At 72.2% G+C, this 25,334-nt stretch carries 25 protein-coding genes and 1 pseudogene; 12 read left to right on the top strand and 14 right to left on the bottom strand.

Annotated elements, in window-relative coordinates:
• Positions 1-3: 3 nt before the first annotated feature.
• The 3 genes from GA0070604_RS16520 to GA0070604_RS16530 form a co-directional block, all read right to left on the bottom strand.
• Positions 4-819, bottom strand: coding sequence for a carbohydrate ABC transporter permease (locus GA0070604_RS16520; protein WP_091118748.1), 816 nt, complete (start codon positions 817-819; stop codon positions 4-6).
• Entirely contained in the window at positions 816-1,727 is a 912-nt protein-coding gene (locus tag GA0070604_RS16525; protein WP_244161942.1) for a carbohydrate ABC transporter permease, read from the bottom strand. Before GA0070604_RS16525 ends, GA0070604_RS16520 begins: the two co-directional genes overlap by 4 nt.
• 117 nt (positions 1,728-1,844) lie before the next feature.
• Positions 1,845-3,134 (bottom strand): ABC transporter substrate-binding protein, encoded by a 1,290-nt coding sequence (locus GA0070604_RS16530; RefSeq protein WP_244161943.1) that lies wholly within the window; start codon positions 3,132-3,134, stop codon positions 1,845-1,847.
• Between the two features lie 136 nt (positions 3,135-3,270).
• Between GA0070604_RS16530 and GA0070604_RS16535 the strand changes: the two genes are divergently transcribed.
• A complete protein-coding gene (locus GA0070604_RS16535; protein ID WP_244161944.1) occupies positions 3,271-4,029 on the top strand; it encodes a FadR/GntR family transcriptional regulator in 759 nt (252 codons plus the stop codon).
• A 48-nt stretch (positions 4,030-4,077) separates the two neighbouring features.
• Here the strand turns inward: GA0070604_RS16535 and GA0070604_RS16540 are convergent, their stop codons facing one another.
• The 9 genes and pseudogenes from GA0070604_RS16540 to GA0070604_RS16580 all read right to left on the bottom strand — a co-directional run bounded on the left by GA0070604_RS16540 (position 4,078) and on the right by GA0070604_RS16580 (position 13,576).
• Positions 4,078-4,872, bottom strand: coding sequence for a maleylpyruvate isomerase family mycothiol-dependent enzyme (locus GA0070604_RS16540; RefSeq protein WP_091118751.1), 795 nt, complete (start codon positions 4,870-4,872; stop codon positions 4,078-4,080).
• Positions 4,873-5,003: 131 nt separating this feature from the next.
• The gene (locus GA0070604_RS16545; protein WP_091118752.1) at positions 5,004-5,606 is read right to left on the bottom strand and encodes a GNAT family N-acetyltransferase; all 603 of its coding nucleotides are present in this window, start codon (positions 5,604-5,606) and stop codon (positions 5,004-5,006) included.
• 308 nt (positions 5,607-5,914) lie between these two features.
• The gene (locus GA0070604_RS16550) at positions 5,915-7,777 is read right to left on the bottom strand and encodes a transketolase (protein ID WP_091127189.1); all 1,863 of its coding nucleotides are present in this window, start codon (positions 7,775-7,777) and stop codon (positions 5,915-5,917) included.
• Between the two features lie 135 nt (positions 7,778-7,912).
• Positions 7,913-8,959: pseudogene (locus GA0070604_RS16555) on the bottom strand (MFS transporter); the annotation flags it as partial.
• 236 nt (positions 8,960-9,195) lie between these two features.
• Entirely contained in the window at positions 9,196-10,347 is a 1,152-nt protein-coding gene (locus tag GA0070604_RS16560; RefSeq protein WP_091118753.1) for a DUF3103 family protein, read from the bottom strand.
• Between the two features lie 203 nt (positions 10,348-10,550).
• On the bottom strand, positions 10,551-11,597 hold the full coding sequence (locus tag GA0070604_RS16565; protein WP_091118754.1) for a hypothetical protein: 1,047 nt from the start codon (positions 11,595-11,597) through the stop codon (positions 10,551-10,553).
• Complete coding sequence (locus GA0070604_RS16570) at positions 11,594-11,941, bottom strand: PadR family transcriptional regulator (protein WP_091118755.1); 348 nt, start codon at positions 11,939-11,941, stop codon at positions 11,594-11,596. The genes GA0070604_RS16565 and GA0070604_RS16570 overlap by 4 nt, the downstream gene beginning before the upstream one ends.
• A 42-nt stretch (positions 11,942-11,983) precedes the next feature.
• Entirely contained in the window at positions 11,984-12,868 is an 885-nt protein-coding gene (locus tag GA0070604_RS16575; RefSeq protein WP_091118756.1) for an SPFH domain-containing protein, read from the bottom strand.
• Between the two features lie 120 nt (positions 12,869-12,988).
• The gene (locus GA0070604_RS16580) at positions 12,989-13,576 is read right to left on the bottom strand and encodes a TetR/AcrR family transcriptional regulator (RefSeq protein ID WP_091118757.1); all 588 of its coding nucleotides are present in this window, start codon (positions 13,574-13,576) and stop codon (positions 12,989-12,991) included.
• 69 nt (positions 13,577-13,645) lie between these two features.
• On the opposite strand from GA0070604_RS16580, the gene GA0070604_RS16585 reads away from it, so the two are divergent.
• The 11 genes from GA0070604_RS16585 to GA0070604_RS16635 all read left to right on the top strand — a co-directional run bounded on the left by GA0070604_RS16585 (position 13,646) and on the right by GA0070604_RS16635 (position 23,361).
• On the top strand, positions 13,646-14,044 hold the full coding sequence (locus GA0070604_RS16585; protein WP_208602084.1) for a nuclear transport factor 2 family protein: 399 nt from the start codon (positions 13,646-13,648) through the stop codon (positions 14,042-14,044).
• Positions 14,041-14,580 carry an anthrone oxygenase family protein gene (locus GA0070604_RS16590; RefSeq protein WP_091118758.1) on the top strand — a complete coding sequence of 180 codons (540 nt, stop codon included), beginning with the start codon at positions 14,041-14,043 and terminating at the stop codon, positions 14,578-14,580. The genes GA0070604_RS16585 and GA0070604_RS16590 overlap by 4 nt, the downstream gene beginning before the upstream one ends.
• Positions 14,577-15,197 carry an NAD(P)-dependent oxidoreductase gene (locus GA0070604_RS16595; protein WP_091118759.1) on the top strand — a complete coding sequence of 207 codons (621 nt, stop codon included), beginning with the start codon at positions 14,577-14,579 and terminating at the stop codon, positions 15,195-15,197. Before GA0070604_RS16590 ends, GA0070604_RS16595 begins: the two co-directional genes overlap by 4 nt.
• A gap of 150 nt (positions 15,198-15,347) precedes the next feature.
• Positions 15,348-16,478, top strand: coding sequence for a peptidoglycan recognition protein family protein (locus tag GA0070604_RS16600; protein ID WP_091118760.1), 1,131 nt, complete (start codon positions 15,348-15,350; stop codon positions 16,476-16,478).
• A gap of 141 nt (positions 16,479-16,619) precedes the next feature.
• Entirely contained in the window at positions 16,620-17,030 is a 411-nt protein-coding gene (locus tag GA0070604_RS16605) for a VOC family protein (protein ID WP_091118761.1), read from the top strand.
• 166 nt (positions 17,031-17,196) lie between these two features.
• Complete coding sequence (locus GA0070604_RS32475; RefSeq protein ID WP_167363489.1) at positions 17,197-17,367, top strand: hypothetical protein; 171 nt, start codon at positions 17,197-17,199, stop codon at positions 17,365-17,367.
• A gap of 255 nt (positions 17,368-17,622) precedes the next feature.
• Complete coding sequence (locus GA0070604_RS16615) at positions 17,623-18,369, top strand: ABC transporter permease (protein ID WP_091118763.1); 747 nt, start codon at positions 17,623-17,625, stop codon at positions 18,367-18,369.
• Positions 18,370-18,426: 57 nt separating this feature from the next.
• Positions 18,427-20,571, top strand: a complete 2,145-nt coding sequence (locus GA0070604_RS16620; RefSeq protein WP_091118764.1) for an amylo-alpha-1,6-glucosidase — start codon at positions 18,427-18,429, stop codon at positions 20,569-20,571.
• A gap of 72 nt (positions 20,572-20,643) precedes the next feature.
• Complete coding sequence (locus GA0070604_RS16625) at positions 20,644-21,147, top strand: DUF2231 domain-containing protein (RefSeq protein WP_091118765.1); 504 nt, start codon at positions 20,644-20,646, stop codon at positions 21,145-21,147.
• A gap of 48 nt (positions 21,148-21,195) precedes the next feature.
• Positions 21,196-22,383 carry a DNA polymerase IV gene (gene dinB, locus GA0070604_RS16630; protein ID WP_091118766.1) on the top strand — a complete coding sequence of 396 codons (1,188 nt, stop codon included), beginning with the start codon at positions 21,196-21,198 and terminating at the stop codon, positions 22,381-22,383.
• 168 nt (positions 22,384-22,551) lie between these two features.
• A complete protein-coding gene (locus GA0070604_RS16635) occupies positions 22,552-23,361 on the top strand; it encodes a TIGR02452 family protein (RefSeq protein ID WP_091118767.1) in 810 nt (269 codons plus the stop codon).
• Positions 23,362-23,455: 94 nt separating this feature from the next.
• Here the strand turns inward: GA0070604_RS16635 and GA0070604_RS16640 are convergent, their stop codons facing one another.
• On the bottom strand, positions 23,456-24,442 hold the full coding sequence (locus tag GA0070604_RS16640; RefSeq protein ID WP_091127191.1) for a transporter: 987 nt from the start codon (positions 24,440-24,442) through the stop codon (positions 23,456-23,458).
• Positions 24,439-25,329, bottom strand: coding sequence for an ABC transporter ATP-binding protein (locus GA0070604_RS16645; RefSeq protein WP_091118768.1), 891 nt, complete (start codon positions 25,327-25,329; stop codon positions 24,439-24,441). Before GA0070604_RS16645 ends, GA0070604_RS16640 begins: the two co-directional genes overlap by 4 nt.
• Between the last annotated feature and the right edge of the window lie 5 nt (positions 25,330-25,334).

The raw sequence follows: 25,334 nt of genomic DNA on the forward strand, positions 1-25,334 counted from the left end.
CGCTCAGCCCTTCGTGGCGCCGGCGGTGAGGCCGGAGACGATGTACTTCTGCACGAACAGGGCGATCACCATGATCGGCAGGGTGACCACGGTGGCCGCGGCCATCAGGCCGCCCCAGTCGATGCTGGCGTAGCCGACGAAGTCGAAGATCGCCACCGGCAGGGTCTTGGTGTCCGCGCCGGAGAGCACCAGGGCGAACATGAAGTTGTTCCAGGAGAAGATGAAGGACAGGATCCCGGCCGTGGCGATGCCCGGCACGGAGAGCGGCAGGGTGATCCGGCGGAACGCGCCGATGTGGGTCAGCCCGTCGACCAGCGCCGCCTCCTCCAGGTCCTCGGGAAGGCTGTCGAAGAAGCCCATCATGATGTAGACGATCAGCGGCAGCGACACGAACATGTGGCTGAGGATCAGCACCGTGAAGCCGCCGACCATCTGCAGGTTCGAGAAGACGTAGTACCAGGGCACCAGGAGCGAGACACCGGGGATGACCCGGGCCATGAGCACGACGAGCGCGGACTTCTTCATGTTGAACCGGCTCATCGAGTACGCGGCCGGCACCCCGAGGATGAGGGAGAGCAGCGTGGCGGCGAACGCCACCCAGAGGCTGTTGCCGATGAACTGGACGTAGTTCGCCTGCTGGAGCACGTTGTGGTAGTTGTCCAGCGTGGGCGTGAAGGCGAACGCCTTCTCGGTGTCGTAGATGTCGACGTTGGTCTTGAACGAGGCGGCGATCATCCAGAGCAGCGGGGCGATCAACGAGATCACCACGACGGCCAGCGCCAGCGCCTTGAAGACCTTGAACGGCCGGCTCGGGTTCATCGCTCCAACCCCTTCTTGCGGTAGGTCAGGGCCCACATCACCCCGATGATGATCAGGAAGAAGATGATGAGGACCGTCGATGAGATGCCGTACTCGTTGTAGTCGAAGCTCAGGCCGTACGCGTAGACGTTGAGCGTTTCCACCTCGTGGAACGACCCGCCGCCGCGGCCCTTGGTGGCATAGAGGATGTCGAAGGTCTTCAGCGCGTCGATGCCGCGCAGCAGGATCGCGACGATCACGGTGGGCATCAGCAGCGGCAGGGTGACGTGCCGGAACCGCTGCCAGGTGCTGGCACCGTCGATGAGGGCCGCCTCCTGGGGCTCGTCGGAGAGCGAGGTCAGACCGGCGAGCAGGATCAGCACGACCATCGGCGTCCACTGCCAGATGTCGATGAACATCGTCGTCGGCAGAGCCGAGTTCTGGCCGGCGAGCCAGGGCTGCGCGCCGATACCGACCCAGCTGAGCATCTGGTTGGCCATGCCGATGTTGGGGTCGAAGATCAGCCGCCACATCATGCCGACCGCGACCGGGGTGGCCACCAGCGGCAGCAGGATGGCGACCCGGACCCACCGCTCACCGCGGAACGGCCGCCACAGCAACAGGGCGATCGCCATGCCGAGCACGACCTCGACGAGGAGCACGATGCCGGTGAAGAAGACGGTGCGCCACACCGCCGGCCAGAACCGGTCGGTGTCGCTGAGCACGTCGAGGTAGTTCTGGAAGCCGATGAAGCTGCTCTCGGCGCGTACCGAACCCTCGGCGTCGGTCAGGCTGAGGTATCCGGTCCACGCCACCGGGAAGATGATCAGCACGGCGACGAACGCCATGGCGGGTGCCGCGAAGAGCCACTTGCGGTGCGCGTTGGCCCAGCGCGACCAGGCCGACTCCGCCGCGGATGTCGGGCGCACGTCGGGCGATCTGGTGACGGGTGCGGTAGGGGCTGACATGAGGTCTCCGGTGCTCAGGGCCAGGGGTCCGAACGGCGGGGTGGCGGAGCCGGTCGGCCCCGCCACCCCGCGCGCGGGTTACTTCGACTCGTCGTCGAGGAACTTCTGGAACGCCGTGTTCGCCGCGTCCGCCGAGGCGGCCGCGTCCTTGCCGGTGATCGCGTCAACGATCGGCTGGCCGACGATCTCGCGCGCCTGGGCGACCTTCACCACCAGCGGACGGTCGTGGCCGACGCCGTTGGCGGTGCTGGCCGTGGTGGCCTCGGCGAGGTCCTTCGGGTAGGTCGCGATGCCCTCCGGGTTGGCCCAGACCGAGGCGCGGGCGCCGGGGACGCCGGCCTTCTGCTGCTCCAGGGCCTGCTCCTTGCCGGCCGCCCACTGGATGAACTTCCAGGCGTTGTCCTTGTTCTTCGACCCGTCGTTGACGCCGAGCGCCCAGGACGGGATGTTGTACGACTTCGAGCCGGCCGGGCCGGCCGGGAAGGCCGCGAAGCCGACGGTGTCGGAGACCTTCGACTTGGTCGGGTCGGTGGCGTTCTTGTAGAGCGAGTTGGCCTCGGTGTAGAAGGCGGCCTTGCCCTGGGTGAAGATCGCCATCGCCTCGGACCAGCTCATGTCCGTGCTGATGTTCTTCGGGCCCTGCTCACGCAGCAGCCCGCCGTAGTAGGCGTACGCCTGCTTGGCCTGCTCGGTGTTGACCGAGGCCTTCCCGCTCTCGTCGACGAAGTCGCCGCCGAAGCTGTAGAGGAAGCTGGAGAACTGGGTGACGGCGGCCGCCTTGCCGGTACGGGCCACGAAGCCGGCGACGCCGGGGTTGTCGGCCGCGATCTTCGCCGCCTGCGTCTTGAGCTCGTCGAGGGTCTTCGGCGGAGCGGTGAACCCGGACTTCTCCAGCAGGTCCTTGCGGTAGTAGAGGACCTCCGACTCGGTGATGATCGGCACGCCGACGATCTTGTCGTTGTACGTGGTGGCCTGCACCGGGCCGGCCTGGAAGTCACTGAAGTCGAAGGCGCTGTCGGACTTGGCCCGCTCGGTCAGGTCGGTGAGGTACTTGTTCTTGGCGAACAGCTTCCCCTCCTGCAGCGGCCGGTACATCATCACGTCGAGGTCGCTGGACCCGGCGTTCAGCTTGACGTTGTACTGGTCGGAGAGCTGGTCCTCGCCGAGCTGGGTGACCTCGACCTTGAGGCCCGTCTGCTTCTCGAACTCCGGCAGGGCCTTCTTGATGTTCTCGGTCCAGACGTGGTTCACCAGCGTCACGCGCAGGGTCTTCGAACCGCTGCCGCTGTCGCTCCCGCCACCGCAGGCGGACAGGCCCATGGCGGCAACCACGGCCAGAGACGTACCGATTATCGATCGACGTCGCACGTCATCTCTCCTTTACACGTGGTCGCCGCCCAGGGGGAAGAGCGCCACAACGTTGTAACGTCTGCTTTACGACGGGATGCTAGGCCGAAAAAGCTGACTTATTCAAGGGGTTGATCGAACTGATATGATCCTTGGCGTGGAACCGTACTCCTCCGGGGACGTCGTCGCCCAGCACGCCCCCGTCGAAGCCGGGCTGCACGCCCGCGTGCTCGAACACCTCGGCACCGCCATCTGCGGCGGCGAGTTCGCCCCCGGGGCGGTCCTCAACATCGACGAACTGGTCGACCGGTACGAGGTCTCCCGCTCGGTGGTCCGCGAGGTGCTGCGGGTCCTGGCGTCGATCGGGTTCATCGAGACCCGCCGCCGGGTCGGGGTGACGATCCGGCCGGCGCACGACTGGAACGTCTTCGACCCGCAGGTGATCCGCTGGCGTCTCGCCTCGGCCAGCCGGATCGCCCAGCTCCGGTCGATCACCGAGCTGCGCACCGCCATCGAGCCGCACGCCGCGCTGCTGGCCGCCAGCCGGGCCGGTCACGACGAGGCGAGCGATCTCGTCGGGCTCGCGGCGAAGATGTGGGCCGCCGGCCAGGCCGGCGACGAGGAGCGGTTCCTGCGCCTCGACATCGAGTTCCACCGGCGGGTGCTGCTCGCCTCCGGCAACGAGATGTTCGTCCGGTTGCAGGACCTGGTCGCGGAGGTGCTCACCGGCCGGCACAAGCACCACCTCATGCCGCACCACCCGCACGAGCAGGCGCTGCACCTGCACGCCGAGGTGGCCCAGGCGATCCAGCGGCAGGACGGCGAGCGCGCCCGGGAGGCGATGGTGCAGCTCATGGAACAGGCGTTCGACGAGATGAAGTCGATCTGGGAGCAGGCCACCGAGCCCGTCCGCTGAGCGGCCGGCGGCGGCAAGGCCGCCGCCGTGACGGCGCCGGGGCGACCGTCAGCCGAACTGCACCCGGTCCAGCCAGAGATCGAGCAGCGCGGCGTCGCCGATGATCTCGACGGCCGCCGCACCGACCGGCCGCCGACGATAGGCCAGCAGCAGCAACTCGGTCACCGGCCCGCGTACGGCCACGGCGGCCTTCTCGTGCGCGCGCCGCCAGGCCAGCGTGTCGCCGGTGAGGTCGATCACCCACTCCGCGCCCGCCTCAGCCGGCAGATCGGTGGCGTGCAGGTGCACGGTACGGCCGGGGCCGAGCAGCGTACGCCGCTCCGGATAGATGTCGAACATCATCGGCAGCGAGCCCAGTTCCATCCACTCGTCCAGCGCGTCGACGGCCACCGCCGGATCGACGGCGAAGTCCACGCCCAGCGCGAGAGCGGCGTCGGCGCGGTGCATCAGCGTCTCGTGGGCGAACCGGCGGGCCCAGAACGCCGTCGCGGACGGGACCGGCAGCGGAGTCCACGTCGTGACCTCGGGGCCGGCCGCGGTGAGCGCGCCGGCCAGCTCGGCGGCGGACTCGACCAGCCAGGGGCCGACCACCGCCGGCTCCTCCCGCGCGAACGCGGACAGGTCACGGACGTGGGTGTCGTCGGGCGGGACGGTCGCCCGGGTCCGCACCACCTCCGCGGCCCAGCGCTGGCCGCCACCGAGGTGCCGCGCCAACTGGCCGAGGTTCCAGCCGGGACACGACGGTACGGCGACGGTGAGGTCGGCCGGGTCGAGATGGGATCGGAGCAGGTCGCTCTGGGCGACGATCTCGGCGCAGTGTCGGTCGAAGCTCAACCCGGTCATCAATCCACCCTAGACGCCCGTTCGTCCCTGGATGGGACGCTAGAACCGGTGTCACGTCCCACCCGGAGCGAGGGCCGTGGTGTGGCCACCCGCGGCCGACGCCTGAAACCGTCGCGACCCGACGGACCTGTTCACTCGCTTCGTGTCCTGGGGCCCCTTCCGCCGGTCACTGTCGTGACCGCACGGGACCTCCACTCGTCGGCCAGGATGGCGAAGACGAACTGGTCGGCCCACTCGCCCCGGTAGCGGTAGCTCTGGAGATGGTGCGCCTCCTGGCGCATGCCGAGCCGGGCCATCAGCCGGGCGGACGCCGTGTTCCGGCCGTGGCATCGCGCGTAGATCCGGTGCAGCCCGAACTCGTTGAACCCCCAGTCGACGAGCGCGGCGGCGGCCTCCGTGGCCAGCCCGCGTCCACCGTGGTCGGGGTGGAAAATGTACCCGAGCTCGGCCGTGCGATCAGCCACGCTGCGCCAGACCAACTCCACCGTCCCGATCACCCCGGCGTCGGTGACCACGGCCAACGTCAGGCAGTCGCCCTCCGCGCGCAGCGCGTCCTCGCCCGTCATGGCCACCACCGACGCCCGCGACTCCTCCCGGGTACGCGGCCCGGCCTCGCGCAGCCAGCGGACCACGTCGGCGCGGCCCTGGTACGCGTACACGTCGTCGAGGTCGTCCAGGGTGATCGGGCGCAGGGTCAGGCGGGCGGTGCGAATCGGGTACGCCGGCTGGGACACCCGACGATCCTAAGGTGTGTCTCCTGGCTCTCGTCGAGGCAGGACGAGGCCCAGGCGGCGAGCCACCGTCACCGCCGTCGGGAGCACGTTGTGTTTGTCGGGCCCTATGAACCTGATGGCGTAAACGAATCAGGCCGGCTCCGGCCGTGGGCGTGATTCGTTTACGCCATCAGGTTCGCAGGGAGCGAGAACCTTGCTGTCCGGGGCGCTCGGCGACCCAGGTGCCCGATCCTGTGTGCGCCGAGTCCGGCCGGTCGATCCACCTCGGCGTCGAGGTCGCTCTCACTGACGTTCATGCCGGGCGGCGGTCAGCACAGGGCGCGGGCCGCGGTGACGATGGCGTGTACGCCGATCCCCGCCTGATCCATCAGCTGGGTCGAGGTGCCGGAGGTGGGCAGCCCCCGTACCGCCAGGTGGTTGACCCGCACCGGCTCGGCGAGGTCGGCCAGGGATTCGAGTACGGCCGATCCCAGTCCGCCCTCCGGGTAGTGGTCCTCGACCACCACCAACCGGCCGCCCGTGTCCCGTACGGCGTCGAGCAACCGCTGCCGGTCCAGCGGTTTGACGGAGTAGAGGTCGATGACCCGGGCGGTGATCCCCTCGCGGGCCAGCTCGTCGGCGGCGGCGAGACAGTTGTGCACCGTCACCCCGGCGCCGATCAGCGCGACGTCGTCGTCCTTGCCGGCGCGGAGCAGCTTGCTGCCGCCGATCGGGAAGTCGTCGCCGTTGTCGTAGAGCACCGGGTACTTGCCGCGGGTGGTGCGCAGGTAGGCGATGCCCTTCCGGTCGACCATCTGGGCGACCAGGGCGGCGCAGGACACGGCGTCGCTGGGATAGAGAACCGTCGAGCCCTGCACGGCCCGCAGGGCGGCCAGGTCCTCCAGCCCCATCTGCGAGGGACCATCCGCCCCGATCTCCACCCCGGCGTGCGAGCCGGACAGGGCGATGTCGGCCCGGGAGATGGCGGCCATCCGGATGAAGTCGTAGGCGCGGGAGAGGAACGCCGCGAAGGTCGCGGCGAAGGGCCGGTAGCCGCGCACCTGGAGCCCGACCGCGGCGGCGACCAGTTGCTGTTCGGAGATGAACATCTCGAAGAACCGATCGGGGTACGCCTCACCGAACTTGTCGGCCCGGGTGGAGTCGCTGACCTCGCCGTCCAGGGCGACCACGTCCGGTCGCGAGCCCAGCGCCCGCAGCGCGTCCCCGTACGCGTTCCGCGTCGCGACCAGCGCGCCCTTCTCGTATTCCGGCAACTCGGGCGGCTGCGGGGCGGAGGGCTTCCCGGCGGCCGGAACCGGCTCGGGGCGGGGCCCGGTGACGCGGATCTGCCGGACGCCGCCGAGGGCCCGCACGGCCTGCTCGGCCACGTCGGGTTTCAGCGGCTTGCCGTGCCATCCCGGCTTGTTCTCGACCTCGGGCACCCCCTTTCCCTTGACCGTGCGGGCGAGCACCACGGTCGGCCCGGTCGCCTCCCGGGCCTGGCCGAACGCCTCGTCGATCGCCACCAGGTCGTGGCCGTCGACGACGATCGGGCGGCAGCCGAACGCCTCGACCCGCCGCCGGTAGGTGTCCAGGTCCCACTCCAGCTCGGTCGGTCCGCGCTGTCCCAACCGGTTCACGTCGACGATCGCGGTGAGGTTGCGTAGCCCGTAGTGGCCGGCCTTGTCCAGGGCCTCCCAGATGGAACCCTCGGCCATCTCGCTGTCGCCGCACAACGCCCACACATGGAACGGCAGGTGGTCGAGATACCGTCCGGCCAGCGCGATCCCGACACCGACGGGCAGTCCCTGACCGAGCGAGCCGGTGGCGACGTCGACCCAGGGCAGGGCGGGCGTGGGGTGCCCCTGCAGGCGCGACCCGAGCTGGCGGTAGGTCTCCATCAGCTCCTGCTCGCTGATCGCACCGACCGCCCGCAGGATCGCGTACAGCAGCGGCGAGGCGTGCCCCTTGGAGAAGATCAGATGGTCGTTGGCCCGGGTCGGCGGGTTCACCCAGTCGTACCGCAGGTGCCGGGCGATCAGCACCGCCATCAGGTCGGCGGCGGACAGGCTCGAGGTCGGATGCCCGGACCCGGCCATGGTGCTGCAACGGATCGCGTCCACCCGCAGCTGGGCGGCGAGCTCACCCAGCCGGGTGACCTCCTCGTCGCCGAGGGTGCGCTCTGCTTCCATCGTCACCGGTATCGCCTCCCGCGATCGGCCTGTCCCGGCCGGGCCACCGCGCCACGGCCGGTCCGGCCGCTTCGCCAGGCCCTCGCCCACACCGTAGCCAGGAGAGCCCCGAAGTGTCCGATAACCACCGAGTTGTCAGCACAGCAGGTGAGGCTCGGCGCCACCCCGGCATCGTCCGCGCCCGCCGGCCCGGGAGGTGACCAGCCAGGCCGCCACCGCCAGGTAGGGCAGCGCGGCCAGCGCGAAGGCGACGCGATTGCCGGTCACGCCGGCGACGACGCCGTAGCCGGCGTAGCACACGACGATGGTCAGGTCGGTGGCCATCCCGGCCACCGACGTCACGGTCGCCCGGGCCGGTCCGGCGATCCGGGCCTGCAACCGCACGTCGGCGAGCACGGTGGCGAGTTGGAACGCGGCGAACGCCACCGCGAGCAGCACGAAACCCGCCGGACGGCCGGCCAGCGCGCCCGCCGCCAGCGCCGACGCGGCGAGCACCAGCAGTCCCGCGTACCCGCGGTCGGTCAGCCGCTCCCCCGCCGGGGCGAGCAGCCCGCCCACGGTCATCCCGGCCCAGAGCAGCAGGAGCAGCAGCGGCACCGTCGCCTCGGCGACACCGGTGTCCCGGGCCAGCAGGCCGCTGTACTCGTCGAGGCCGCCCCAGACCGCGGTCACCGCCGGGACGAGCAGCAGGGCCGCCCGTACCGTGCGGTCGGCGCGGGCCTCGGCCAGGCCGGCGCGCAGGCTGGCCAGCCACCCGGCGTCGTCGCTCCGGCCCGCGTCGGTTGGCTCGCCCTCGGCCGGCGCGGTGGCCACCACGGGCGCGGCCGTCCGATGTTCGGGGAACCGGGTCGCGACGGCGGCGGCGAGCAGCGCCGCGAGGACGCTGGCCGCGCCGACCGCCCGATAGCCGCCGGCGGCGAAGACCGGCCCGGCCAGCGCACCGGACCCCGCCGCGGCGAACACCTCCGCCGTGCGCGCCCGACCCAGCAGACGGGCGTACCGGTCGGCGGCTCCGACCCGGTCGAGCTCGCTGAAGACCAGCGCCTCCAGGGTGCCGGAACGCAGCGCCCCGCCCGCGCCCCAGAGCACGAACCCGACGGCGAACACCGGGTACGACGGGACGAGCGTCCAGAGGGCGAAGGCCACGGCCGGCAGCAGCGGGGCCAGGGTGAGCAGCAGCCGTAGAGCGTGGCGGCCAGCCGGCCGGTCGCGGGCACGCGCCCAGGGGTGACGATCATGAAGCCTTCCCACGGGGACGCAACGGACACCGGACGTGCGGTATCCGCGGCGGCGGCCCCTAGGAAAGGATCAACATCGCCAGGTCATGGGTCGATGTTATCGGCCACCCGCCCCTCACGGCGCCCCCGGCGAAGGGCGCCGCCTCCCCCGTGGCCGAGCACGAGGGAGGCGGCAGATGCTCAGAACTGCTGCACCCAGTACGGGGCGACGTCCATCCAGCCGTTGGCGGCGGCACCGTTGAGGCGACCCGAGCTGTTGGTGCTCAGGGTGTACCAGGAGTCGACGTAGTCCGGGTCGTCGGTCCACCAGCTGGCCGGCATCGCGTCGATGATCGCGTTGACCAGCGGCGTGTAGGTGCCGTAGTCGACGACGGTCAGCAGGACGGTGAGCAGCGCCTTGGCCAGGTCGCGGTAGTTGGTGTCGCCGTCGTCCTCCCACATCACCACGTCGGCCAGGTTGTACTTGTAGTTGTTGAAGTGGACCAGCAGCTGGTTGGGGTAGTAGATCGTGCCGTCGTTGTCGAGGTACGGCATCTCCACGATGTTGACCGTGGGCTTGCCGTCGAGCCCGAAGCCGCCGACGACGTTGAAGATCTCGGCCGCGCCCTTGATCCACGGCTCCTTGTCGTCGTTCAACCGGACAGCGTTGACCTTGGTGGCCCAGTAGCCGGCCTGCGCCGTCACCGTGGACCTGCCGCCCGCCGAGGCCGCGGCGTCGTGCCTGACCGGCGTCAGGCCCCGGGCGGCCAACTCCTGCCGGACCTGCGCCAGGCCCCGCTCCATCGACTTCCGCACGTCAACCTCGACCACCAGCACCGGGCGGGTGGGCACCCGGACCGGGTCGAGGAGGACGCGTCCGCCGGCGGGGTCGTGGGCGACCACATCGGTCATCGTGTCGTCGCTCGACGCCGCCGCCACGAGCGGACGCTCGGACCGGGCCAGCGCGGCTGCCATGCCCTCGTGCCCGAGCCGCAGTCGCAGCACCGAGCCGGTGCTCTCCGGCAACCCCTTCGCCGCCAGCACCGCCTGGTTCACCGACCGCGCGGCGCGGTCGACCCGCGCGTTGAGTCCGGCCGTCAGGAGGTCCACCGGCCCGGCGGTGACGGCCGACACGACACGGTCGCGGGTGGCGGGGTCGGCGAGCGCGCCGGCCACCTCGCGGGCGATCCGGTCGGTGGCCGAGAAGACGGGGCCGACGCCGGACGGGGTGGCGTCGGCGCCGCTCGGCGCGTGGGCCGGACCGGCCTGGGCGGGTGTCGCCGCCGAGGCGATCAGGGTGGTTGCCGCCACGCCGAGGGCGAGCACGGCAAGACGGAGGGAACGTGGACGCATGCGGGCTCCTCTGGGGTCGCGGCGCTGGCTGGCGAGGCGCAGCCGGCTAGCCCGATGATCGCATCCACACATAGGGATTAGTCAATCAGCATCGGTCACAGTGGACCTGTGGACCCGCGGGCGCCGCGCCGGTGACAGGAGCGTGGCGTCCCCTCCGCGGACGCCGGTGGCCCCGGCCACGGCACGGGACCACCGGCGACGGCTCACGCGGCGGGCCGACCCCGGGCCGCCATGCGCCGCGCCTCCTCGCGACGGCGGAGCAGCACCACCCCGGCGAGGAAGGTCACCGCCGGCACCAACACCAGCGCCGCCAACCTGACGGCCACCAGTGGGCGGGCGTACAGGTGCAACGTGTCCACCGCCTCGCCGGCCAGCGAGATGTCGATGAGCAGGACCAACGCGGCGACCGGCGCCAGCAGGACCACGAGCCGCCAACGGATCACCGGGGCGAGGGCCGCCAGCCCGAACAGGACGGCCACCGCCGCCACGCCGAGGACGGCCAGGAAGCCCAGGATCATCACCGGGCTGGGGGCGTTCAGGCCGTGGAAGGAGTACCACGGGCCGTCCGGGTCGAGCTTCGGATAGCTCACCCGGTTGGCCGCCAGCACCCCGACCGCCAGCACCACGGCCAGCCCGAACGCCCCCAGCCTTCGCCCGCCGAGCATCCGTAGGGCCCGCCGGGGCGGCGCTGGCAGGGTGAGCGAGCCGGCTGCCACCACGGCGAGCGCGAACTGCGGCAGGGTGTCGATCACGTACGCCGGTTGGTCGGCGACGGTCGCCCCGGCCAGGACCACCCAGGCCGCCACACCGGCCCAGGCGAGCCCGGCGGCCACCCGCCGCAGCCCCGCCAGCGCAGCCCCGAACACAGCCGCCCAGCCGCCCAACCGCAGCCAGTCGATTTGGTCCGGAGTGGCGGGTGGCAGCGGCGGCTTCCCCAGCGGATCCGGCGCCACCTGGTCGACCAGGCTCCACCCGGCGGTGGCGAACAGGAGCAGCGCCACCAGCACGCCGGTCACCGCGGCGGCATCGATCCAGGCCGGCTCGGTGAACCCCCGGGCGCCCACCCGCAGCCGGGACCGCAGTCCGGCGCCGATCAGGTTGACCGCGTCCCCGGCGCTCGGCCGGGTCTGCCCCGGTCGCGCGCCGGCGAGGAGCACCGCGAGCATCTCCTCCTCGTACGCCCGGCGGTGTTCCGGCGGGTAGACGGCGAGCAGCCGGCGGTAGCGGCGCGCCAGCAGGTCGGCACTCATGCCACTCCCCCCTCGGCGAGCAGGCCGGCGCGGCGCAGCCGCCGGTTGGCAGCGTCGGCGTTGCGGCGCAGGCGGGTGACCTCGTCGGCGAGGCGGGCCGCGCCCAGCGCGGTGAGCCGGTAGTAGCGGCGCAGCCGGGACTGCACCACCTCCTCTCGGTCGACCTCGATGAGTCCGTCGGCACGCAGCCGGTCGAGGACGGCGTAGAGGGTGCCGGCGCGCAGCCGGACCCGGCCATCGGAGATGCGTAGCACGTCCTCGATGACGGCGTACCCGTGCTGGGGCGTCTCGGCCAACGCGGTGAGGACCAGGAAGGTGGGTTCCCGCAACGGAGTGTCGGTCATGCCGATGAGGATATACATCCTATCGGCATATACGCGGCCCCGTCACTGCCGCGGTCGGTGCCCGTCCCCCTCGGCGGCAGCGGCCACGTGCTCGGTGGTCGGGCCGAGCGCCGGGGCCGGCTCGGCCGCCCCCGGCCCACCGGGTGCCGCCTGTTCCCGGGTCCGCCGCCCGTACTCCTGGAAGAACTGCAGCAGCTCCACCGGAAACGGCATGACCAGGGTGCTGTTCTTCTCCGCCGCCACGTCCACCACCGTCTGCAGCAGCCGCAACTGGTACGCCCCCGGCGTGTTCGCCATCGCCCGGGAGGCGTCGGCGAGCCGCCGGGACGCCTGGAACTCACCGTCGGCGGCGATCACCCGCGCCCGCCGTTCCCGCTCCGCCTCGGCCTGGCGGGACATCGACCGCTTCATCTCCTCGGGCAGCGACACGTCCTTGACCTCGACCCGCTCGATGAGCAGCCCCCACGGCTTCTCGGTGGGCGCGTCGATGACCGCCTTCAACTCGGCGTTGATCCGGTCCCGGTCGCGGAGCAGGGTGTCCAGGTCGGCCTTGCCGATCACCGACCGCAGCGCGGTCTGCGCCACCTGGAGCACCGCGGCCGGATAGTCCCGCACGTTGACCAGGGCCTTCACCGGGTCAACCACCCGGTAGTAGACGACCGCGTCGACGGTGAGCGTGACGTTGTCGCGGGTGATGACGCCCTGCGCGGGTACCCCGATCACCGTGGTCTGCATGCTGACCCGCACCATCCGGTCGGCGACCGGGATGATCAGGTGGAGGCCGGGCTGCCGGATCTGCTCCAGCACCCGGCCGAAGCGGAACACCACGCCACGCTGGTACTGCTGCACCAACCGGACGCTCAACGACAGCCCGAGCAGCACGATCGCGACGACGATGACCAGCGCGACTACGGCGGCGACTGCCATGGGCCCCCTCGATCCCGGAGGCATCCGCCTCCCGGCGCCGCGCCTACCCGTTTCGCCGCCGTCCATTCCCGCACGGGCAGTGCCACCGGCCGGCACGGGCTTCGGCTTCGGCTTCGGTCGTCAGTCGGCGGGCTCCGCTCCGTACACCCGCAGGACGCTGGCCTGCACGGCGGCGACCGCCTGGTCGGCGGGCATCCGACCGGCGACGACCTCCGCCCAGGCGGCGTGGCCGAGCGCGATGGTCGCGGCGACCAGCCAGCCGGGGGCGGCGTCCCGATCGAACTCACCGGCCCGCTGTCCGCGCAGGATGAGGCGGGTGAGCCGGTCGTGGACCGGCTGGTGCAGTTCGACGTCCGCGGCTCCGGTGGGTGCCGGCAGCGGCGGGTACCGGTCGAAGGTCCGCCAGCTCACCTCCAGCAGGCGCCGCAGGGCCGCGGGCGCCGGCCCCTCGTCCAGCCGCGCCGCGTCCAGGCCGGCGAGGACCTCGTCGGTCATCCGCCGGAAGACGGCGGTGACGAGCGCGTCCCGGGATGGGAAGTGCGCGTAGACGGTCTGCCGGGAGAGGCCGGCGGCGGCCGCGATGTCGTCCATCGTGGCCTGGGGTCGCTGCCCGAGCACCTGGATCGCGGCGTCGAGGATCGCCGCGACGTTCCGCCGGGCCTCCGCCCGGACGCGTCGCCGGCGCTCCGGAGGGCTGCTCTCAGACACGGTTGTCAAGGCTACCCGAGACACTTAACCTTGACACCAAAGTCAGAGCTAAATGACGAAAGGAGCGCCGTGAGCGCCCAGACAGGACCCACCCCGGGCCGCGACCTGGCCGGCTATCTGCGGTCGTACGTGCAGGAGATGGCCTTCGGCGACGAGGCGCCGGACGTGATCCTCGACCGCTACCACACCCCCGACATCGCCTGGTACTCCGACGGGCTGCACCTCGACCGCGAGCGGCTGGTGGCGCACGCCCGGCCGGTCCGCCGCACGGTGACCAGCTGCTCGCTCGACATTCACGACACGCTGACCTGCGACAACCGGGTGGCGGCCCGCTTCACGTTGACCGCGGTGACCCGCGGTCGCACGGTCGCCACGGAGATCCACATGTTCGGCCAGCTGGCGCCGGACGGCCGGCTCCGCCGGATCGACCAGATCACCCGCACGCCCGGCCCGGAGCAGGACCGGTGACCCGCCCGGCCGACACCGCCGACACCACCGGAGCCGGGCCCGACCACGGCCGGCACGAGCCGGACGGCCGGCGACGGCGGATCGTCGAGGCGATCGCCCTGCTCAGCACCGGGCTGCTGGCCGGCGCGTTCGGTTACGGGGCGGTCAACCTCGTGCAGGGGTTCAAGGCGGTGCCGCTCGACGTCCGGCTCACCTTCCACACCGCCCTCATGAAGATGAACGGCCTGGTGATGCAGACCACGATGGGCCTGGCGCTGGTGAGCATCGCCGTCCTCGCGGTGCTCTGTCGCGGGGTGGCCCGCCGTCTGGCCGCGACCGCCGGCGTCCTGGTCGCCACCTCGTTCCTGGTGACCCGGTTCGGCAACGTACCGATCAACGCGAAGATCAAGGTGTGGGCGGTCACCACCGCGCCGCCGGACCACGCGGCGATCCTGCGCCGCTGGGAGATCTTCAACGACGTACGCACCGGCACCGCTCTGGTCGCGTTCGTCCTCCTGCTGGTCCTCGTCACCGCTCGCCTCGGGGACCGGTCGTGAGGCTCGCGGTGTTCGGCGCCAGCGGCGGCACCGGCCGGCTGCTCACCGCACAGGCCGCCGCGGCGGGTCACCAGGTGGTCGCCGTGGTCCGGGATCCCGCGCGGGTGACCGCCGCCGATGTCACCGTGGCCCGGGCGGACATCATGGACCCCGCCACGTTCACCGCCGCGATCCGCGGCTGCGACGCGGTGGTGTCGCTGCTCGGCCCCGGGCCGGTACGCGGTGAGACCACCCTCCGCAGCCGTGGCACCCGGAGCATCGTGACGGCGATGCGGGACGCGGGCGTACGCCGACTGGTCGTGGTGACCGCCGCCGGCCACACCACCGACGGGGACGGGCCGCTGACCCGCTTCGTGCTCAAGCCGGTGCTGGGCGCCCTGTTGCGGGAGTCGTTCGCCGACATGCGACGCGCCGAGGAGGTGGTCCGCCACAGCGGGCTCGACGCGACAGTGGTCCGCCCACCGCGACTGACCGACGGGCCGCGCACCGGCACGTACCGCACGGCGGTGGGCCACAACGTCCGCGGTGGACTCCGCCTGTCCCGGGCCGACCTGGCCGACTTCCTGCTGCGGTGCGCCGACGCGCCGGTGGGTGAGGTGGTCGCGGTGGCTTACTGATCCGATTCCACCTCTAGCGCTCCGGTCGATCCTGGCAATATCCTCCACAGCACGCGGGGCTCTTGGAGTTCCTTTTCATACCCCGGACGGGCCGCCGCCCGTTGCCGCGTGCTGTCCCGGGCCGCCCCGGCAGGCCACAGAGGAGATGACATGTTCGACCACCCTGAGCTGGACCGCCGTACCCTGCTACGGGCCGGCCTCGGCGCCGCCGCGGTCGCGGTCGTCGGGAGCGAACTCGCGTTCCCCGCCGCGGCGCGGGCCGCCTCCGGCGCGGACCTCGACTGGATCATCAGCTGCGACGAGTGGGGCGCCCGGCCGCCGGCGGACCCGCTGTCGATCAGCGCGATCGCCACCAACAAGATCATCGTGCACCACATGGCGTTTCCGAACAGCACCGACTACTCGGAGGAGCACGCCAAGCAGCTCGCCCGCGACTGCCAGGACCTGCACATGGACGGCAACGGCTGGTCGGACACCGGTCAGCACTTCACGGTCAGCCGGGGTGGCCACGTCCTGGAAGGCCGGCGCGGCAGCCTGGAGCGGCTCCAGGCCGGCGACCGGCAGATGATCTCGGCGCACTGCCCCGGCGAGAACGGCCGGGCCATCGGCATCGAGAACGAGGGCACCTACGTCACCGACACCCCGCCACAGGAGCTGCTCGACTCCCTGGTCAAGCTCTGCACCACCATCTGCCAGCGGTACGGGCTCCAGGCGCACGACATCTTCGGCCACTGGGACTTCCGGGCCACGCTCTGCCCCGGAGCGATGTTCTACCGGGAGTTCCCCGCCCTGCGCCGCCGGGTCTTCGCCGAGCTCGGCACCCACCTGTCCGACGTGCCGGCCCGCCGCTGGCCCGACATCTGGCGGTTCGTCGGCGGCCCCGTCGTCCGGGTCGCGCAGTACCTGCTCGCGTTCCGCGGCTACCCCGTCCCGGTCAACGGCGTCTTCGACGCCGCCACCGTCGCCGCCGTACAGGACTGGCAGGCCCGCAACGGCATCCCGGTCGACATCGACGCCACCCTCACCGCGCCGACCTGGGAGACGCTTGCGCCCGAACTGGAGAAGGACGCGGTCGGCATCCCGGTCAGCGCGGTGCAGTTCATGCTCAACTCCAAGGGTTACGCCGACGTCACGGTCACCGGCACGTACGACCACCCCACGAAGAAGGCCCTCAAGGACCTGCAGCACCTGCACGGTCTGGAGCCGACCGGCAAGGTCAGCACCACCACCTGGTGCGCCCTGGTGGGGGGCGTGGTGCGTCAGTCGTTCCAGAAGAACTGACCGACGCACCGGGGGAGGGCGGTGGAGGTGTCAACGGCGCCACCTCCACCGCACCCGTCCGTCGGTTATCCCCTCGCCGCGCCTCTTTGGTACCGGCCCGTCACTCTGCGACGATGCCCAAATCACCATCGAGGAGGCGAAATGATCAGACTCAACCCGTACCTCAGCTTCCAGGACACCGCCCGCGCGGCGATGGAGCACTACCAGCAGGTGTTCGGCGGCACCCTGACGTTGAGCACCTTCGGCGAGTTCGGCAACCCGGACCCGGCGCTCGCCGACCTGGTCATGCACTCGCAGCTCGAGACGGATCGCGGCTTCACCCTGATGGCCTCCGACACACCGCCGGAGATGGCGCCGCCCACAGCCGGCAACAACATCGCGGTGAGCCTGAGCGGCGACGACGCGGACGTGCTGCGGGGCTACTGGGACAAGCTCTCCGACGGCGGCACCGTGTCCGTCCCGCTGGAGAAGCAGATGTGGGGCGACGAGTTCGGCATGTGCGTGGACCGGTTCGGCATCGGCTGGCTGGTGAACATCAGCCAGCCGTCCTGACCGGGGCGAACGCCCACCCGCGCCGAAGCACGGCCGCCTGAGCGCGACGGGAGGGCACCAGGAGATTCAGACGAGGGATCGCCTGGTAGGCGCCGGCCCTCACGGCACGCGTCACAGATCGGTCTCGGGTCGGGCGTGGTCGACGACGCGGAGGCAGGTGGCCTTCGTGCCCTTCACCGTCCGGCTCCACTTCACGGCGGCGGACCTGGCACGAACCCGGGTGGCGACGGTCAGTCCATTCGCGGACACGATGCACGGGCTGCGGATGCTCCAGCAGCCAGCAGGTGATCCGTACGCCCGACGCCGCGTCAGCCCCCAGATCCGGTCGCTCGCCTAAAAGGTTGGGTCTGTCATGGAGGCTGCTCGGCACGTCGTACCGACGTGGCCGCGGCGATCAGGAGACCGTGGCCGGCGAGATAGGCGGGCGCGGTCACTCGGTCGAGGAACGCCACGGTCTCCGGCAGGGGACGCGACGGACCGTCCGTCGGGAGATCCGGCCGCCCGCATACGATCGTCCGATGGCCGGCGAGCAGCTCCGGATGTATGCCGTCGGCCCGGCCGACGGCACCGTCCGTGAGCGTCGGGCGGGCCGATGAGCGCCGGAACGGTGCCGATCGGGCCGACCCTGGTCGTCGCCCTGGTCGGGCTGACCGTGGCGGCCGCCGCCGTGCTGCGGCTGAGCGGGATCGGCCGGGGCCGGGCCGTGCTGACCGCGGCCGTCCGGGCCACCGTCCAGCTCGGCGTGGTGTCGCTGGTCATCGTCGCCGTGCTGCGTGCCTGGTGGAGCACGGGCGTCTTCATCCTGCTCATGTACGTGGTCGCCGGCGTCACCGCACGCCGCCGGATCGGGCCGTCCTGCCCGCGCCGGGTCGCTCCCCTCGCGATCGCGGCCGGGGTGCTGCCGAGCCTGGTGGTGCTGCTGGCCAGCCGGGCGCTGCCGGCCACGCCGCTGGTGGTGCTGCCGACGGCGGGCATCCTGATCGGCGGGGCGATGACCGCGACCAGCCTCGCCGGCCGGCGGACCCTGGACGAGCTGCGCACCCGACACGGCGAGTACGAGGCCGGGTTGGCCCTGGGGCTGCTCCCCCGCGACGCGGCGCTGGAGATCTGCCGGCCGGCCGCCGGGCAGGCCCTCATTCCCGCACTGGACCAGACCCGCACGGTCGGCCTGGTCACCCTGCCGGGCGCGTTCGTCGGTGTGCTGTTGGGCGGGGCCGGGCCGCTGGAGGCCGGGGCGACCCAGCTGCTCATCCTGCTCACCCTGCTGGCGGTCGAGGCGGTGGCCATCGCGCTGGCCCTGGAACTGCTCGTCCGCGACCGGGCCCGCACCGCGCCCTGAGCCCGCACCGCCGCCTGGGTGCGCGTACCGGGACGGTAAAGGGGTATCTGCTGCCCGATGACCAGGGTCCACAGCCTGCGCGTCCGACCCGACCTGCTCTACGTGGCGAGCGGGTGGAGCACCCTGGTCACCGACGTACGCGGCCGGATCACCGGCACCGATCCCCAGGGCTTCTTCGCCCGCAACACCCGGGTGCTCAGCCGGGAACGGATCGCCGTCGACGGCCGGGAGCCGGTCCCGTTCGCCACCGGGAACGTGCGGGGGCACGCCCAGCTCTCGTACGCGGAGCTGGGCAACGGGGAGGAGCTGCCGTCGCGAGCGGCGTACCTGACGACCGAGCGGTTCGTCGGAGCGGGACTGCGGACCCGGTTCACCGTGGTCAGCTACGCCGCCCGGCCACTGGAGTTCGCGCTGCAGATCCGGGTCGCGGCGGACTTCGCCGACACCAGCGAGGCGGAGACGGGCCGACGGTTGCAGTTCGGCGAGGTCGCCACCCGGTGGGATCCGGCGGCGGGGGAACTGCGCCTGACCTACCTGTGCGACGGCCTCGACCGGGCGGTCGCGGTCGGAGTCCGGGCCGACACCCCGGTGGTGTACGACGACGGCGCGTTCCGCGTCGACGTGGCGGTGCCGGCGCGCGGCAGCACCCGGGTCGAGCTGCTGGTCGAGCCGGTCTTCGACGGGGAGCGGCTGGCCGCTCCCCCGGCGACGTTCACCGAGCCGGACGACTCCGCCGCCCGGGCCCGGGCCCGGCTGATCGGCGAGCTGGCCGATCTGAGCAGCAGCAACTTCGACGTGACGGCGGCGTGGCGGTGTGCGACGCACGACCTGGCGGTGCTGCCGCTCGGCGAACCGGCCGGACCGGCGGCACCGATGGCGGGGTTGCCCATCTATCAGGAGATCTTCGGCCGGGACACGATGACGGCGTCGTGGCAGGCGCTGCTGGCGGGTCCGACCATGCTGGCCGACAGCCTGCGGCTCATCGCCGGTCACCTGGGCCGACGGCTGGACGACTGGCACGACGAGGAACCGGGCAAGCCGCTGCACGAGGCCCGCCAGGGCCCGGTCTCCGCGCTCGGACTGGACCCGTTCACCAGCTACTACGGCGACTGGTCGACCGCGCCGGACTTCCTGGTCTTCCTCGGGCAGTTCTTCGCCTGGACCGGTGACCTGGACACCGTACGGGAGCTGTTGCCGACGGCCCGGCGGGCGCTGGGCTGGATCGAGCGGTACGGCGACCCCGACGGTGACGGCTTCCTGGACTACCACCGCCGCTCCGCGGCGGGGTTGAAGAACCAGGGCTGGAAGGACTCGGACACCGCGATCGTCGACGAGTACGGGCAGGTGGTGGCCAACCCGATCGCGACCAGCGAGTTGCAGGCCTACTGGTACGCGGCCCTGCGGCACGCCGCGGCGGTCTTCACGGTGACCGGTCATCCGGCCCGGGGCGCCACGCTGCTGGCCCGGGCCCGGGCGCTGCGCCGCCGCTTCCATCAGGCGTACTGGCTGCCCGAGCGGGGCTGCTACGCGATGGCGCTCGGGCCGGACAAGCGGCCGGTGCGCTCCACCAACTCCAACGACGGGCACCTGCTGGCCACCGGCATCGTGCCGGCCCAGGTCGCCGCGCAGGTGGCCGACCGGCTGTTCGCCCCCGACATGTTCAGCGGCTGGGGGGTGCGGACGCTGTCGGCCGACCACCCCGCCTACAACCCGTTCAGCTACCACCGGGGCAGTGTCTGGCCGGTGGAGGCGGGCACGATCGGTCTCGGCCTGGCCCGGTACGGCTGCTGGCCGCACCTGCACCGGCTGGCCGAGGGGATGTTCGCCGCGGCGGCGCTGTTCGAGGAGCATCGACTGCCCGAGGTGCTCAGCGGACTCCCCCGCGACCCGGCCCACCCGCACCCCGGCGTCTACCCGAACTCCTGTTCCCCGCAGGCCTGGTCGGCCAGCGCGATCGTCGCCCTGGTCCAGGCGATGCTGGCGCTGCGGCCGGCCGCGTCGGTGCGAACGATCTTCGTGGATCCGCATCTACCGGAGTGGCTGCCGGACCTGCGGTTGGAGGGCGTACGGGTCGGGCGCGCCACGGTCGACCTGACCGTGCGGCGCAGGCGGGGCGGGCGGACGTCGATCACCGCGCGCGGCGACCGGCTGGCGGTGGTCCGCCGCGCCCCCCGTCAGGCGATCTCCACTCGCCGCCGGTGACGGGCGACGGGTGTAGCCGGACTCCGGTGGGGAATGCGGCCCGGAACTGGGGCCGAGACGAAAGGGACCGGCATGGAGAGTCGCGCCAAGGCGATGGGCCACGGGATCCATCCCATTCTGATCGTGTTCCCGCTGGGGCTGCTCGCCACCGCGGTGATCTTCGACATCCTCTACCTGGCCACGGACCGGACGAGTTTCCAGATCTCCGCCGCGCAGACGATGGGCATCGGAATCCTCGGCGGTCTCCTCGCCGGGCTGTTCGGTTTCATCGACTGGCGGGGCATCCCCGCCGGTACCCGCGCGAAACGGATCGGCGCCGCGCACGGCCTCGGCAACGTGGTGGTGCTGGCGTTGTTCGCGGCGAGCTGGTTCCAGCGGCTGGCCGCCACCAACTGGGACCCGAGCGCCGGGGCCCTGATCTGCAGCTTCGTCGGTATCGCGCTCGCCGGGGTGACCGGCTGGCTCGGCGGTGAGCTGGTCGAGCGGCTCGGCGTCGGCGTGAGCGACGGGGCGGGCGTGAACGCTCCGAGTTCGTTGCGCCGGTCCGCCGGTCGGGCCCGGGCCCGCGGCGCCTGAACCGGCCACCCATCACACCTCTTCGAACAGGCGTGCGAACATGGGTGCGTGTCGAGCGAGGCCACCATCCTGCACGCCGACCTGGACGCGTTCTACGCGTCGGTCGAGCAGCGCGACGATCCCCGGTTGCGGGGCCGCCCCGTGATCGTCGGCGGCGGGGTGGTCCTGGCGGCCAGTTACGAGGCGAAGGCGCGCGGGGTGCGCAGCGCGATGGGCGGGCGGCAGGCCCGGCGACTCTGCCCGGAGGCGATCGTGGTGCCGCCGCGGATGGCCGCGTACACGGCGGCGAGCCGGGCGGTGTTCGAGATCTTCCGGCGGACCACGCCGCTGGTCGAGGGGCTCTCCATCGACGAGGCGTTCCTGGACGTGGGTGGGCTGCGCCGGCTGGTCGGCCCGCCCGCCGAGATCGGGGCGCGGCTGCGCCGGGAGGTACGCGAGCAGGTCGGCCTGCCGATCACGGTGGGGGTGGCCCGGACGAAGTTCCTGGCCAAGGTGGCCAGCGGGGTGGCCAAGCCGGACGGGCTGTTGGTCGTCGCGCCCGATCGGGAGCTGGCGTTCCTGCACCCGCTGCCGGTGGAGCGGTTGTGGGGCGTCGGGCCGGTGACCGCGGAGCGGCTGCGCGACCGGGGCATCCGTACGGTGGGGCAGGTGGCCCGGCTCGACGAGCCGACGCTGGTGTCGCTGCTCGGCGCGGGCGCCGGCCGCCACCTGCACGCCCTCGCCCACAACCGCGACCCGCGCGTGGTGCAGGTCGGGCGGCGGCGGTCCTCGATGGGGGCCCAGCACGCGCTGAGCCGCGCGCCGCACTCCCCCGCCGAGCTGGACGCCGTCCTGGCCGGGCTGGTCGACCGGGTGACCGGGCGGATGCGTTCGGCGCGACGCGCCGGGCGCACGGTGACCCTGCGGCTGCGTTTCGCCGACTACACCCGGGCGACCCGCTCACGCACCCTCGACAAGGCGACCGCTCAGACCTTGCCGCTGTGCGAGGCGGCGCGGGCGCTGCTGCGCGCGGCGCTGCCGGAGATCGAGACCCGGGGCGTGACGCTGCTCGGGGTGTCCGTCGGCAACCTCGACGACGGGCACGTGCAGTTGACGCTGCCGTTCAGCCGCGACCCGGGCGTAGAGCTGGACGCGGCGGTGGACGCGGTCCGGGACCGGTTCGGATCAACCGCGCTGACCCGGGCGGTGCTGCTCGGGCGCGATCCGGGCCTGGAGATGCCCCGGCTGCCGGACTGACCGCCGAGGTCGGGTGCTCCGCAGCTGATCTGAACGCCTGGACGGCAATCCGATCCGGATCGTGGCCGGCCGGGGGTCGAGCCGTCGCGGCCCGGGTCGGCGTCCGGCACCGGCCGGCCCGATAACCGGTCGTCGCGGCACCGGACGCTGCCACACAATCGTCCAATCATGAGTACCCGCCTGCGGGCCATCGCCCGCGAGACCCTGGACATCCTCGACGCCGGCCGGTACGTCAACGGCCGGGGTGAGACGGTGGCGCTCGCCGGTCCGGTGCGCGCCGCCGTCGCCGGCACCCGCCTGCACCTGCCCGACGAGCCGCTGCCCACCCCGCCGGTCGGCGGCGACGGCCCGGCCATCGAGGTGACCGGGGAGAGCACCCTGTTGGCCGCCCGGCGTCTGGCCGCCGGCGGGGACGTCGCCGCGCTGGTCTTCGCCTCGGCGAAGAACCCGGGCGGCGGATTCCGCACCGGCGCGCAGGCGCAGGAGGAGAGCGTCGCCCGAGCCTCCGCGCTCTTCCCCTGCCTGAGTTCCGTCCCCGGGTTCTACGACTTCCACCGCGACCAGCGGGACCTGCTCTACAGCGACCGGGTGATCCACTCGCCCCGGGTGCCGGTGTTCCGCGACGACAAGGGGCGGCTGCTCGACGACCTCCACGAGGTGTCGCTGCTGACCACCGCCGCACCCAACCGTGGCGCGGTGCTGCGTAACCAGCCCGCCGACGCCGACCAGGTCGGGCCGGTGCTGCGTACCCGGGCACGGCGGGTGCTCGCCGTCGCCGCCGCGTACGGCCACCGGCGGCTGGTGCTCGGCGCGTGGGGGTGCGGGGTGTTCCGCAACGACCCGGCGACGGTGGCGGAGGCGTTCGCGCTCGCCCTCGCCGACTCCGCCGGTTGGTTCGACCAGGTCACCTTCGCGGTGCTGGACCGGGCGGACGGGCCGGTGCGCGGGGCGTTCGCCGCCCGCTTCGATCCGGCCTGACCGTGGGCGGTCAGCGGGGCAGCGCCGACAGCCCGACGCCCGGTACGCGTGATCGCCGGACCCGGAAGGGACCGGCGATCATCGCCTGGCGCGGCTACGCGATGCGGCGGATCCGGCGGATGGCGAAATAGACCAGGAGCAGAGCGAGCACGACGAAGATGCCGGTCTCGATGCCCTGGAAGAGCCAGAACCGGCTCCCCGGTTGGTAGAGCTGCCAGTTGTAGGCACCGGGCCCGAGGCCCAGCTCGGCACCGCAGGCATGGCCGTCCGGCCCCTGGCCACCCGGCGGGCAGGCGATCTGGGTGTCGGCCGCCACCATTGTCCCGTCGGCGTTGCGAACCCCACTGGAGAGGACCCAGTCGCCACGGGACATCGGTCGGTCCGCCCCCACTATCGGGAAGGTGAGGGTACGGGCGGGTTGGTAGTGCGGCCTGGCCAGGATCGCCACCGCTGCCCGTACGCCGACGAAGCCGACGAGGGTGACGGCCATGGCGGGCAGCATCCGACGCCAGACGGTGCCGGCGAAGATGCCGAGCGCCACAGCGAAGAGGGTGTAGCCGATCGGGGCGACGCCCTGCAGGTCGAAAATCATGAAGCCCATCCGGCCCTCGTGTGCGGCCTCGGTCAGCGGGCTGACGAACCAGGACATGCCCAGCCCGTAGCAGACCGCGAGGGCGACCACGGCCGCGCCGACGAGCCCGAACTTCACCAGCGCCCAGCGGGTACGGCCGACGCCCTGGGTCCAGACGAAGCGGTGCGTGCCATGTTCCACCTCCCGGGCCACCAGCGGGGCGCCCCAGAACAGGCCGACCAGAATCGGCAGGACGAGCAGCAGAACGGCCAGCAGGTTCAGGCTGCCGTACCGGTTCGTGAACTGGCGGAACGCCCCTTCACAGCTGGACACGGACTCCGGCGTGGGGTCGGTGCCGGCCAGCTGGCGCACGCAGTCGGGCAGGCCGAGGTCGGCGAACGTGTGCCGCATGGACAGGCCGATCGGGATCATCAGCGCGGCGAGCGCCGCGAACGCGACGACGGTGAACAGTGCCTGTTTGCGGTGTTGCCGCCAGGTCAGCCAGATCATGCCGGCACCCCCCACTCGGTGTGACTCGCCGCCGTGTCGCCGTCGGCCAGGTAGGCCAGGATGACGTCCTCCAGGCCGACCTCACGCTCGGTCCAGGCGGGATCGTTGATCGTGCCGTTGACGCGGACCAGCAGTGTGGACTGCCGGTCGGTGTGGCTGGCCCGGACCACGGCCGCGACCCCGCCGAGCGGGCCGCCGTCGTGCCGGGGGCCCACCAGCTGCCGGTGCTCGGCCACGATGTCGTCGACCGGGCCGGCGAGTCGCACCCGGGCGGACTGCAAAACGATCAGGTGGTCGCAGACCCGCTCCAGGTCCGCCAGCAGGTGCGACGAGAGCAGGACGGTGGTGCCGGCCTCGGCCACGCTGCCCATCAGTGACTGGAGGAACTCCCGCCGGGCCAGCGGGTCAAGACTGGCGACCGGCTCGTCGAGCAGCAGCAGCCGGGGCCGTTTGGCCAGCGCCAGCGCCAGCGCAACCTGGGCCCGCTGCCCGCCGGACAGTTTGCCGACCGGCCGGTTCGGCGGGATACCGAGCTGGGCCAGCCGGTTGCGGGCCAGGGCCGAGTCCCACCGCCGGTTCAGCTTCGCGCCGACGGCGACCAGTTCGGCGGCGCTGAAGTCCCGGTACAACGGGGTGTCCTGGGCGACGAAGCCGATGTCGGCCAGGGCGCCGGTGTTGTCGTAGGGCGACTGGCCGAACACCCGCACGGCCCCGGCGTCCGGCCGGAGCAGGCCCACGGCCAGGTGCAGCAGGGTGCTCTTGCCCGCGCCGTTCGGCCCGACCAGGGCGGCGACCCGCCCGGCCGGCAGGTGCAGCGAGCAGTCCCGCAGCGCCCAGGTGTTGCCGTAACGCTTGCCTAACTGGTCGGCCTCCAGGACCACGTCCATCCTCT

Source organism: Micromonospora eburnea, from assembly GCF_900090225.1.
Classification (GTDB): Bacteria; Actinomycetota; Actinomycetes; order Mycobacteriales; family Micromonosporaceae; genus Micromonospora; species Micromonospora eburnea.

Coding starts and splice junctions, on each gene's coding strand:
- GA0070604_RS16520 (WP_091118748.1), bottom strand. CDS start 819: ATGAACCCGAGCCGGCCGTTCAAGGTCTTCAAGGCGCTGGCGCTGGCC.
- GA0070604_RS16540 (WP_091118751.1), bottom strand. CDS start 4,872: ATGACCGGGTTGAGCTTCGACCGACACTGCGCCGAGATCGTCGCCCAG.
- GA0070604_RS16550 (WP_091127189.1), bottom strand. CDS start 7,777: ATGGAAGCAGAGCGCACCCTCGGCGACGAGGAGGTCACCCGGCTGGGT.
- GA0070604_RS16560 (WP_091118753.1), bottom strand. CDS start 10,347: ATGCGTCCACGTTCCCTCCGTCTTGCCGTGCTCGCCCTCGGCGTGGCG.
- GA0070604_RS16565 (WP_091118754.1), bottom strand. CDS start 11,597: ATGAGTGCCGACCTGCTGGCGCGCCGCTACCGCCGGCTGCTCGCCGTC.
- GA0070604_RS16570 (WP_091118755.1), bottom strand. CDS start 11,941: ATGACCGACACTCCGTTGCGGGAACCCACCTTCCTGGTCCTCACCGCG.
- GA0070604_RS16575 (WP_091118756.1), bottom strand. CDS start 12,868: ATGGCAGTCGCCGCCGTAGTCGCGCTGGTCATCGTCGTCGCGATCGTG.
- GA0070604_RS16600 (WP_091118760.1), top strand. CDS start 15,348: ATGTTCGACCACCCTGAGCTGGACCGCCGTACCCTGCTACGGGCCGGC.
- GA0070604_RS16605 (WP_091118761.1), top strand. CDS start 16,620: ATGATCAGACTCAACCCGTACCTCAGCTTCCAGGACACCGCCCGCGCG.
- GA0070604_RS16615 (WP_091118763.1), top strand. CDS start 17,623: ATGAGCGCCGGAACGGTGCCGATCGGGCCGACCCTGGTCGTCGCCCTG.
- GA0070604_RS16620 (WP_091118764.1), top strand. CDS start 18,427: ATGACCAGGGTCCACAGCCTGCGCGTCCGACCCGACCTGCTCTACGTG.
- GA0070604_RS16625 (WP_091118765.1), top strand. CDS start 20,644: ATGGAGAGTCGCGCCAAGGCGATGGGCCACGGGATCCATCCCATTCTG.
- GA0070604_RS16635 (WP_091118767.1), top strand. CDS start 22,552: ATGAGTACCCGCCTGCGGGCCATCGCCCGCGAGACCCTGGACATCCTC.
- GA0070604_RS16640 (WP_091127191.1), bottom strand. CDS start 24,442: ATGATCTGGCTGACCTGGCGGCAACACCGCAAACAGGCACTGTTCACC.
- GA0070604_RS16645 (WP_091118768.1), bottom strand. CDS start 25,329: ATGGACGTGGTCCTGGAGGCCGACCAGTTAGGCAAGCGTTACGGCAAC.